Source organism: Desertibaculum subflavum (genome assembly GCA_003576705.1).
Lineage (GTDB): Bacteria > Pseudomonadota > Alphaproteobacteria > Ferrovibrionales > Ferrovibrionaceae > Desertibaculum > Desertibaculum subflavum.
Window position 1 is genome coordinate 1 of the sequence record QOZS01000093.1, and the last position, 10,900, is coordinate 10,900.

Consider the following 10,900-nt stretch of genomic DNA (forward strand, 5'->3'; position numbering starts at 1 on the left):
GCGGCGGCAGCGCCCCAGGCGGCGGGATCGAGGGCGGCGGCAGGCGCGATTCCGGCGCCGCGGCGGCCGGCGGCGCGACCGTCGCGGGCGGGCCGGCCGGCTTTACGCTCGAACCGCAGGCGGTCAGGATCGCCAGCAGCAGGGCAAGGATCGTGCTACGGATCAGCAATGGGTGACGCACGGCGACTTCACGCGGCGGCGGAGGGGGCAAGCCCGGGCGACGATATCGATGCCGCCGCCCGCGAACAACCGCGCCCGTCGCCGAAGCCGCTCGGCCCGGGCCTCTATATCGTCGCCACGCCGATCGGCAACATGGGCGACATCACCCTGCGGGCGCTCGACGTGCTGCGCGGTGTCGACCTGATCGCCTGCGAGGATACCCGCGTCACCGCGCCGTTCCTGGCCCGGCTCGGCGTGAAGACGCCGCTCGCGCCCTATCACGAGCACAATGCCGAGGCGGCGCGGCCGAAACTGCTCGCGCGGCTCGCCGAAGGCGGCAAGCTGGCGCTGGTCTCAGATGCCGGCACGCCGCTGGTCTCCGATCCCGGCTACAAGCTGGTGCGCGCGGCGCTGGCCCAGGGCAGCGCGGTGGTGCCGATCCCCGGCGCCTCGGCGGTGACGGCGGCGCTCTCGGTCGCCGGCCTGCCGACCGACCGCTTCCTGTTCCTCGGTTTCCTGCCGCCGAAGGCGGCGGCCCGCCGCCAGGCGATCGCCGAAATCGCCGCGGTGCGTGCCAGCCTGGTGCTGCTCGAGGCGCCGCATCGCCTGGCCGAGACGCTCGCCGATCTCGCCGAGCTGCTCGGCCCGCGTGCCGCCGCGGTGGCGCGCGAGCTGACCAAGCTGCACGAGGAGGTGCGCCGCGGCACGCTCGACGAGCTGGCCCGCCACTATGCCGGGGCCGGCGCGCCGAAAGGCGAAATCACGTTGGTGATCGCGCCGCCGGAGCAGGGCGTGGCGCCGGCGCTCGATGCCGAGGCGCTGCTCGCCCGCGCGCTCGAGACCATGTCGCCGGCCGAAGCCGCCAAGGCCGTGGCCGCCGCTACCGGCCGGCCGAAGCGGGAGATCTATGCCCTTGCCCTCGCCGCCAAGCGCGACAGCTAGGCGCCGGCTCGCCGAGCGCCGCGGCCACGGCGCCGAGCGCCTGGCGGCCATGCTGCTGCGCCTCAAGGGCTACCGCATTCTGGCCCGTGGCTTCCGGCTGCCGGTCGGCGAGATCGACCTGGTCGCGGCCCGCGGCGGCGTGGTCGCTTTCGTCGAGGTGAAGCGCCGCGGCGACCTGGTGGGGGCGATCGAAGCCATCTCGTCCCGCCAGCGCCGCCGCATCGCCCGCGCGGCGGAGGCCTTCATGGCCGCCCGCCCGGATCTCGCCGGCAAGGACCAGCGATTCGACGTTGTGCTGGTCGCGCCACGGCGCCTGCCGCGGCATATACTGGACGCATGGCGACCTTGAGCGGCAGAGGAGAGCTTCCCGGACCCGGCGCCGCGGCCCCGACGCGCGAGGCCGTGCATGCCGGCCTGCAGGCCTTTGGCCGGCAGTCCGACGAGGCGATCGATATCGGCGAGGCGGCGCTGCTGCTCGCGGCGCTGGAGCGGCCGGCGGTGCCGCTCGAACGCTACCGCGCGCATCTCCACGAACTGGCGCAGGATTTTGCCGAGGCGCTCGGCCAGGATGCCGGCGATGTCGATGCGGCCGCCGCGGCGCTGGCCGAGGTGGTGCACCGCCGGCATGGCTACGAAGGCGACAGCCTGACCTACGACGATCCGCAGAACGCCAACCTGATGCGGGTGATCGATCGCCGCAAGGGCCTGCCGGTGGCGCTCGGCATCCTCTACATGCACGCCGCGCGCAAGAGCGGCCTGGTCGCCGACGGTCTCGCCTTTCCCGGCCATTTCCTGATCGGCGTCACGGCCGGCGGCCGCCGCCTTCTGCTCGACCCGTTCAACGGCGGGCGCACCGTCGACGCCGCCACCATGCGCCAGCTGCTGAAGAGCCTGGGCGGCGAGGCGACGGAGCTCTCGCCCGCGCATCACCGCGCGGTGCCGACCCGCAGCGTGCTGCTGCGCCTGCAGAACAACGTCAAGATCCGCGCGGTGAAGGCGGGCGAGACGGCGCGCGCCACCGAGGCGCTGCGCGCCATGACGGCGCTGTCGCCGGCCGAAGCCGGCCTCTGGTTCGAGCTCGGCGAGATCGAGACGCGGGCCGGCAACCTGGCCGCCGCCATCGCGGCTTTCGAGACCGCGCGCGAGGTCGAGTCCGACGGCCGCCTCAAGCTTCGCCTCGCGGAGGTGATTTCGAGCCTGCGGCGGCGGCTGAACTGAACCAATTGCGGAAGGGACGCACATGCGTCTTCTCCTCGTCGAAGACGACCCGATGCTCGGTGCCGCCATCGAGCGCGGCCTGCGCATCGGCGGCTACACCATCGACTGGGCGGAAACCGGCGAGGCCGCGCGCGCCGCGGCGCGCGCCCAGGCCTATGACGCGATCCTGCTCGATATCGGCCTGCCCGACGGCAGCGGCATCGACGTGCTGCGCGACCTGCGCGCCGCGCGCGACCTGACGCCGGTGATCATCATCACCGCCAGCGGCCGGCTCGACCGCAAGGTCGAGGGGCTGGATGCCGGCGCCGACGACTACGTCGTCAAGCCGTTCGATCTCGACGAGCTGCTGGCCCGTATCCGCGCCAATATCCGCCGCCACGAGTTCCGGCCGAGCGACCTGTTGAGCGTGGGCGAGGTGACCTTGGATCTCTCGGCGCGGCTCGTGCGCAAGGGCGACGAACAGACCAACGTGACCGCCAAGGAGTTCCGCGTGCTCTCGGCCCTGCTGCGCCGGGCCGGCCAGTTCATCAGCAAGGGCGAGCTCGAAAGCGCGCTCTACGACGATGCTTCGGATGTCGAGAGCAACACGATCGAGGTCACCATCTATGCGCTGCGCAAGAAGCTCGGCGCCGGCTTCATCGTCACGGCGCGCGGCCTCGGCTACATGGTGCCGAAATAGGCCATGGCGCTGGTCCTGCAGCGCAAGACCCTGGCCGGCCGGCTGTTCCGCCGCATGTCGGTGCTGCTCACCGGTGTTGTCATCGTGGTCGGTGCCGTCGCCTTCTGGGCCTCCAAGCGCCAGGTGGACGAGTTCTACGATACCGAGCTGATCGCCACCGCAACGTTGATCGAGGCGCTCATGCGTGAAGAGGCGCAGGAGCGTGAACTTGCGCGCGACAGCGGATCGACCTCGGTCGGCGAACCGGCCTCGATGAGCGAGGAGGACCAGGAAGCGGTCAGCGCCTATGCGCGTTGGCGCGTCTTTCATGTCTGGCGCGAGGGTCGCGAGGTTCTGGCTTCGCCCGCCGGCCCGGCTCTGGTGCCGCCGGAGGCGCCGGTCGAAGGTTTCGACGAGCTCGAGCAGACGGGCGCAACCTGGCGCATCTACACGCTGCCGCTGCCGCAGGAGGGCATCGTCATCCAGGTCGGCGAGTCGCTCGACGTGCGCGGCGCGCTGATCGACCGCATCGCGCTGGCGCTGGTGATCCCGCTCACCTTGCTCGTCCCGGCCAGCCTCGCGCTGATGTGGCTCACGCTGTCCGACGGCCTCGCCACCTTGCGGCGGCTGGTGGCGGAGTTCGGCGGCCGCGGCGTGCGCGATCTCGCGCCGCTCGATGCGGCCGCCTGGCCGGCCGATCTGCGCCCGCTCGTCGAATCGATGAACCGGCTGTTCGAGCGGCTCGCCGCATCGGTCGAGCAGGAGCACCGCTTCGTCGAGCACGCCGCGCACCAGCTGCGCACGCCGCTGGCGGCGGTGCGCCTGCAGGCCCAGCTGATCGCCCGGGAGGAGGAGCCGGCGGAGCGCGCGGTGCTCGCCGCCTCGCTGCGCGCCGGCGTCGACCGCGCCACCCAGCTGATCGAGCAGCTTCTCACCCTGGCGCGGCTCGATGCGACGGCGCAGGCGGACGGCGTGGTCGACGTGCACGGGGCCGCCGTTGCGGCGCTGGCCGATATCGCGCCGATCGCCGCCCTGCGCGATGTCAGGCTGGCCCTCGAAGGGCGCTGCGGGCCGGCACGCGGCGCGCCGACGCCGCTCAAGCTGGTGCTCGCCAATCTGCTGGAGAATGCGGTCAACCATGCGCCGGCCGGCAGCGAGGTCCGGGTCGAGCTCTGCGACTTGCCGGACGGATGCCTGGTGACGGTGGTCGATCAGGGGCCGGGCATCCCTGATGCTGACCGCCGCTTCGTGTTCGAGCGGTTCTATCGCGGCGGCGGCGAGCGCGGGCCGGGCTCGGGGCTCGGCCTTGCCATCGCCCGGGAGGCCTCGCGTCTGCTTGGCGCGTCGGTCGTGCTCGACAACCGCAAGGATGCGGCATCGGGCCTGCGTGCCTCGGTGCGCCTCGGCGCCGCCGCCATCCAACAGGCCTAGAGCCAACAAGCTTCGGGGCCTGCCCCAATTGCATCAGTTTCGCATCAGCTTCGGGGTTTAGCTTCGCGCGCGCCGGATCGGCCGGCTGTTGCTTTTGGGTTCTTATGCGCCGTCGCCGCGTCGCCGTTCTCGATCTCGTCACCAAGGGGCCGACCCGCAAAGCCTATGCCCGCATGATGAATGCGAGCCTGGCCAGCATCATGCCGCAGGTCATCGCCACCTGGTGCGAGCAGGCCGGGCACGAGGTCAACTATGTCTGCTACACCGGCGCCGAGGATCTGACGCCCGAGGTGGTGGGCGAGACCGACATCCTGTTCATCAGCGCCTTCACCCGCTCGGCTCTGGCCGCCTATGCCATCGCCAACGTGTTCCGGCGCCGCGGCACCGTCACCGTGCTCGGCGGGCCGCATGCGCGCTGCTATCCGGAAGACGCGGCGCAGTATTTCGACTACGTGCTCGGCTTCACCGACCGGACGCTGGTCGAGGATATCGTCGCCCAGGCGACGCCGCAGCGCCCGCTCGGCCTCGCGCTCTCCGCGCCGCGCCAGCTGGCCGAATTTCCGACCCTGGCCGAGCGCTGGCGCTACGTCGAATCGGCGCTGTCGAAGGCCGGCTTCATGAAGTTCGTGCCGATGATCGGCTCGACCGGCTGCCCCTATACCTGCAGCTTCTGCATCGACGCCGCGGTCGACTACCAGCCGTTGCCCTACGACCGGGTGACCGAAGACCTGAAATTCGTGCTCACCAAGTTCCGCCGGCCGATGGTCGGCTGGCACGATCCGAATTTCGGCGTCCGCTTCGGCGACTACATGGACGCGATCGAGCGCGCGGTGCCGCGCGGCCGCAAGATCAGACACGTGGCGGAGATGAGCCTGGCCTTGCTCAAGGAGGAGAATGTCAGGCGTCTCGCCAGGAACGGCTTCGTCGGCATGCTGCCGGGAATCGAGAGCTGGTACGACCACGGCAACAAGTCGAAGACCGGCGGCAAGCGGGGCGAGGCCAAGGTCGCCCAGGTCGCCGATCATGTGAACATGATCCTGCGGCACATCCCCTATGTGCAGACCAATTTCGTGCTCGGGCTCGATTGCGATTCCGGGCCGGAGCCGTTCGAGCTGACGCGCCGATTCATCGACCTTGCGCCCGGCGCCTATCCCGCCTTCTCGCTGCTCACCGCCTATGGCCGCGCCGCGCCGCTCAACCTGCAGTTCCAGCGCGAGGGGCGGGTGCTGCCCTTCCCCCTGCACCTGCTCGACAACAACCACGCGATGAACGTGCGGCCGAAGCACTACGATTGGGCGGATTTCTATGCGCGCGCCGTCGAGACCACCGAGTACGCGCTGACCGGCAAGCGGGTGTGGCGCCGCCTGCTCGCCAATGGCGGCATCGCGCCGCGCTGGATCAATTTCGTGCGGGCGACATCGTCGGGCCGCGCGCGCTATCAGGGCAAGGTGCTCGACCTGCTGCGCCACGACCACGCGACGCGCCGCTTCTTCGACGGCGAGACGACCGAGTTGCCGGCATTCTATCGGCGCCGCATCCAGCGCGAGCTCGGGCCCCTGTGGGAGCATCTGCCCGAAGGCGCGCTGATGCACGACCCTTACGCCTATCTCAAGGCGGAGAGCGCGAGGCCGCAGGTCGCCGCCGCCGAGTGAGCGCCACCGCCGCGTCGGTGAATGAACGATCGTTCAAGGCGCTGCACAAACTTTAATCCGCATTCTGTCGAGGGATATGAGCGTGACGTCCGTCGCATTTTGCGGCGGCCATCTCGAAACGCTGAACCCGCCGCACTACAGTCAAGCCTCGGCTCGAGGAGGGGTCAGCATGAGCGCATCACCTTGCCGCTCGCCGAGGCGAACGGCGCATCGGGGACTTTGGCCCGCAAGCGCGGTCGCGGGCATCGCGCTGCTGGCGGCCGGTGTTGCCGCGGCGCAGACGCCCCCGCCAGCGCCGCCGGTGACGGTGGCGAAGCCGATGCAGCGCGAGATCGTCGAGTATGACGAGTTCACCGGCCAGTTCGCCGCCGTCGAGTATGTCGAGCTGCGTGCCCGCGTCAGCGGCTATCTGCAATCGCACCATTTCGAGGAAGGCCAGATCGTCAACAAGGGCGATCTGCTCTTCGTCATCGATCCGCGCCCCTTCGAGGCGGCGCTCGCCTCCGCCAAGGCCCAGCTCGGCCAGGCGCAGGCGCGGGTCGATCTCGCCAACCAGCAGCTCAAGCGCGCCGCGGAGCTGAGCCAGCGCGATTTCGTCGCCCGCAGCACCTATGACGAGCGCGTGCAGGAACAGCGCGTCGCCGCCTCGGCGGTCGAGATCGCCCGCGCGGACATGCGTACCGCCGAGCTCAACCTGGAATTCACCCGCATCATGGCGCCGGTCTCGGGCCGCATCGGCCGCCGCGAGGTGAGCGAGGGCAACCTGATCGCCGGCGGCTCCGGCAGCACGACCCTGCTCACCAGCATCGTGTCGACCGACCCGGTCTATTTCCTGTTCGACATGAGCGAGGGCGACTTCCTCATGTATCAGCGCGCCGTGCAATCCGGCAAGCTGCAGTCGACGCGCGATTCGGTCACCGTCTATGCGCGGCTGCGCGACGAGCCGGACTGGCCGCGCGAAGGCAAGCTCAACTTCGTCGACAACCAGGTGGACCGCTCGTCCGGCACCATCCGCGTGCGCGCGGTGTTCCCCAATGCGGACGGCTTCCTGACCCCGGGCCAGTTCGGCCGCATCCGCCTGCCGGGCTCGGAGCCCTACCAGGCATTGCTGATACCCGACAGCGCCATCCTGACCGACCAGGCGCAGAAGATCGTCATGGTGGTCGATGCCGAGGGCGTGGTGGCGCCGAAGACGGTGCGGCCGGGCCCGATCTATGACGGGCTGCGCATCATCCGCTCCGGCCTCGCCAAGGACGACACCGTCATCATCAACGGCCTGCTGCGCGCGCGCCCCGGCGGCAAGGTCACCGCCCAGCCCGGCGAGATCAAGGGCGCCGGCGAGAAGCGGCCGGGCTGATGCGGCGACCGCTTGCGTCGTGCCCGGGCTCGACCCGGGCACCCACGGCTATCCGCGGCGAGATCCCTTCCGCGTGGATGCCCCGGTCAAGCCGGGGCATGACGAAATGATCTGAGGGCGGACATACAGATGCGTCTCACCCACTTCTTCATCGACCACCCGATCTTCGCCACCGTGCTGTCGGTGCTGATCACCATCATCGGCGCCGCCGCCTATCTGACCCTGCCGGTGGCGCAGTATCCCGAGATCGCGCCGCCCACCATCGAGGTGCGCGCGAGCTTCCCCGGCGCCTCGGCCCAGGTGGTGAGCGAGACGGTGGCGACGCCGCTCGAGCAGGAGATCAACGGCGTCGAGAACATGCTCTACATGACCAGCCAGGCGACCGGCGACGGCCAGCTTGCGCTGCAGATCACCTTCGCCCTCGGCACCAATCTCGACACCGCCCAGGTGCTGGTGCAGAACCGCGTGGCGATCGCCGAGCCGCGCCTGCCGGAGGAGGTGCGGCGCATCGGCGTCACCGTGCGCAAGAGCTCGCCCGATCTGATGATGGTGATCCACCTGTCGTCGCCGGACGGCAGCCGCGACCTGCTCTACATCTCCAACTACGCCACCCTGCAGATCAAGGACGTGCTGGCCCGGCTCGACGGCGTCGGCGACGTGCGCGTGTTCAGCGCGCGCGACTATTCGATGCGCATCTGGCTCGATCCCGACCGCATTGCCGCGCGCGGGCTCACCGCCGGCGACGTGGTCGACGCGCTGCGCGGGCAGAACGTGCAGGTGGCCTCCGGCGTGCTGAACCAGCCGCCGGTGCCGCAATCGGCCGCCTTCCAGCTCAACATCGAGACCTTGGGCCGGCTGCAGGATGCGCGGCAGTTCGAGAACATCATCGTGCGGACCGACAGCGCCGGCCGCGTCACCCGGGTGCGCGATATCGGCCGGGTCGAGCTCGGCGCCCAGGACTACACCACCAACGGCTATCTGGAGAGCCGCGAGGCGCTGCCGCTGCTGGTCTTCCAGCGGCCGGGCTCGAACGCGCTCGAAACCGCGGGGCGGCTCCAGGCGACGATGGAGCAGCTTTCGAAGTCGTTCCCGCCGGGGCTCCGCTACGACATCAAGTACAACCCGACCGAGTTCATCCAGCAATCGGTCGACGCCGTCGTCGACACCATCTTCGAGGCGGTGGTGCTGGTCGTGCTCGTGGTGATCCTGTTCCTGCAGACCTGGCGCGCCTCGCTGATCCCGATCATCGCCATCCCGATCTCGCTGATCGGCACCTTCGCCGTGCTGGCGGCGTTCGGCTTCTCGCTCAACAACCTGTCGCTGTTCGGCCTGGTGCTGGCGATCGGCATCGTGGTCGACGACGCGATCGTCGTGGTCGAGAACGTCGAGCGCAAGCTCCGGCTCGGCATGAGCCCCCGCGATGCCGCGCACGAAACCATGGACGAGGTCGGCGGCGCGCTGGTCGCCATCGCGCTGGTGCTGTCGGCGGTGTTCATTCCGGCGGCGCTCATCCCCGGCATTTCCGGCCAGTTCTTCCGCCAGTTCGCCGTGACCATCGCCTCGGCGACCCTGATCTCCTGCTTCGTGTCGCTGACCTTGAGCCCGGCGCTCTGTGCCATCCTGTTCAAGCCGCACGAGCCGCATCACCGGCCCTCGCTCCTCGCCCGGCCCTTCGTCGCCTTCTTCAACGGCTTCAACAAGGGCTTCGACAGGATGGCCGCCGGCTACGGCGCGATGACGGCCAGGCTGGTGCGTCTCGTCGTCGTCGTGCTGGTCGTCTATGTCGGCCTGCTGGGCTTGACCGCCTGGCAGTTCAGCCGCGCGCCGACCGGCTTCATCCCGGAGCAGGACCAGGGCTATCTCATCACCGTGCTCCAGCTGCCGCCGGGCTCCTCGCTCGAACGCACCGACGCGGTGGTGCGCCAGGCCGCGCAGGAGATCCTGCAGGTCCCCGGCATCGAGTCATTGGCCGCCTTCGCCGGCCTGGATGGCGCGACCTTCACCAATGCGTCGAATGCCGGCACCATCTTCTCGGTGCAGAAAAGCTTCGCCGAGCGCGAGAAGGCCGGCATCACGTTGGACCAGATCAGGGCCGATCTGGCGAAACGGCTCGGCGCCATCCAGGACGCCTTCATCATCACCATCCGGCCGCCGCCGGTGCGCGGCATCGGCAATGGCGGCGGCTTCAAGATGATGATCCAGGACCAGCGCGGCCGCGGGCCGGAGGCGCTCTACGCCGCCGTGCAGTCGATGGTCCAGGGCGCGGCGCGGACGCCGGAGGTGGCCGGCGTGTTCTCGCTCTACAACACCCGCACGCCGCGCATCTTTGCCGATATCGACCGCGTGCGGGCGGAGATGCTGGGCGTGCCCTCGTCGCGCATTTTCGAGACCCTGGAGGTCTATCTCGGCTCCGCCTTCGTCAACGAGTTCAATTTCCTCGGCCGCACCTACCGCGTCACCGCCCAGGCCGACGGGCAGTTCCGCCAGGACCTGCATACGATCGCCAACCTGAAGACGCGCAACGATGCCGGCGAGATGGTGCCGATCGGCGCCGTCGCCACCTTCCGCGACCTGACCGGTGCCTACCGCGTGCCGCGCTACAACCTGTTCCCGGCGGCCGAGCTGCAGGGTGCGGCGGCGCCCGGCCGGTCCACCGGCGAGGCGCTGGCGGCGATGGAGAAGCTCGCCGCCACCGAGCTGCCGAACGGCTTCACCTTCGAATGGACCGAGCTCGCCCTCCAGGAAAAGCTCGCCGGCAATTCGGGTCTGCTGGTCTTCGTCGCTGCGGCGGTGTTCGTCTTCCTGCTGCTGGCGGCGCAGTACGAGAGCTGGTCGCTGCCGCTCGCGGTGATCCTGATCGTGCCGATGTGCCTGCTCGCCGCGGTGACCGGGCTCGGCTGGCGCGGCATCGACGTCAACATCCTGGCCCAGGTCGGCTTCGTCGTGCTGGTCGGCCTCGCCGCCAAGAACGCCATCCTGATCGTCGAGTTCGCGCGGCAGGCCGAGATCGAAGGCCAGGACCGCTTCCGGGCGGCGGTCGAGGCGGCGCGCACGCGGCTGCGGCCGATCCTGATGACCTCGCTCGCCTTCATCCTCGGCGTGGTGCCGCTCGCCATCGCCACCGGGGCGGGCGCCGAGATGCGGCAGTCGCTCGGCACCGCCGTGTTCTTCGGCATGCTCGGCGTCACCGTCTTCGGCCTGGTCTTCACCCCGGTCTTCTATGTGGTGATGCGCGGCCTGTTCCCCGGCCGCCGCCGCAAGGTGGCTGGTGTTTAACCGGTAAGGCGGTTATATTGGCCGCATGGCGTCCTACTGCCTGTTCGACACCGCGATCGGCCCCTGCGGCCTGGCCTGGAACGCGCGCGGCCTGATCGGCGTCCAGCTGCCCGAAGCGGACCGCGCCGCGACCGAGCGGCGCCTCCTGGCCCGTGCCGGCAGCGGCGCCCGCGCCGCCGAGCCGCCGCCCGGCATCGCCGCCGCGCG

At 70.1% G+C, this 10,900-nt stretch carries 8 protein-coding genes and 1 pseudogene; all 9 read left to right on the forward strand.

Features of this window, described 5'->3' with window-relative positions; translation table 11 throughout:
- Positions 1 to 168: 168 nt before the first annotated feature.
- Positions 169 to 1,101 (forward strand): 16S rRNA (cytidine(1402)-2'-O)-methyltransferase, encoded by a 933-nt coding sequence (gene rsmI, locus DT074_RS26615; RefSeq protein ID WP_119422879.1) that lies wholly within the window; start codon positions 169 to 171, stop codon positions 1,099 to 1,101.
- Positions 1,067 to 1,450 (forward strand): YraN family protein, encoded by a 384-nt coding sequence (locus tag DT074_RS26620; protein WP_119422880.1) that lies wholly within the window; start codon positions 1,067 to 1,069, stop codon positions 1,448 to 1,450. Before rsmI ends, DT074_RS26620 begins: the two co-directional genes overlap by 35 nt.
- Complete coding sequence (locus DT074_RS26625; RefSeq protein WP_119422881.1) at positions 1,438 to 2,319, forward strand: SirB1 family protein; 882 nt, start codon at positions 1,438 to 1,440, stop codon at positions 2,317 to 2,319. Before DT074_RS26620 ends, DT074_RS26625 begins: the two co-directional genes overlap by 13 nt.
- Positions 2,320 to 2,341: 22 nt before the next feature.
- Positions 2,342 to 2,998, forward strand: a complete 657-nt coding sequence (locus DT074_RS26630) for a response regulator transcription factor (protein WP_119422882.1) — start codon at positions 2,342 to 2,344, stop codon at positions 2,996 to 2,998.
- A 3-nt stretch (positions 2,999 to 3,001) separates the two neighbouring features.
- On the forward strand, positions 3,002 to 4,408 hold the full coding sequence (locus DT074_RS26635) for an ATP-binding protein (protein WP_119422883.1): 1,407 nt from the start codon (positions 3,002 to 3,004) through the stop codon (positions 4,406 to 4,408).
- Positions 4,409 to 4,512: 104 nt separating this feature from the next.
- Positions 4,513 to 6,060, forward strand: coding sequence for a B12-binding domain-containing radical SAM protein (locus DT074_RS26640; protein WP_119422884.1), 1,548 nt, complete (start codon positions 4,513 to 4,515; stop codon positions 6,058 to 6,060).
- Positions 6,061 to 6,229: 169 nt separating this feature from the next.
- The gene (locus tag DT074_RS26645) at positions 6,230 to 7,417 is read left to right on the forward strand and encodes an efflux RND transporter periplasmic adaptor subunit (protein ID WP_119422885.1); all 1,188 of its coding nucleotides are present in this window, start codon (positions 6,230 to 6,232) and stop codon (positions 7,415 to 7,417) included.
- A gap of 129 nt (positions 7,418 to 7,546) precedes the next feature.
- Positions 7,547 to 10,693: an efflux RND transporter permease subunit gene (locus DT074_RS26650; protein WP_119422886.1), complete on the forward strand. Its 3,147-nt coding sequence runs from the start codon at positions 7,547 to 7,549 to the stop codon at positions 10,691 to 10,693.
- Positions 10,694 to 10,718: 25 nt separating this feature from the next.
- A pseudogene (locus tag DT074_RS28655) lies at positions 10,719 to 10,900 on the forward strand (methylated-DNA--[protein]-cysteine S-methyltransferase); the annotation flags it as partial.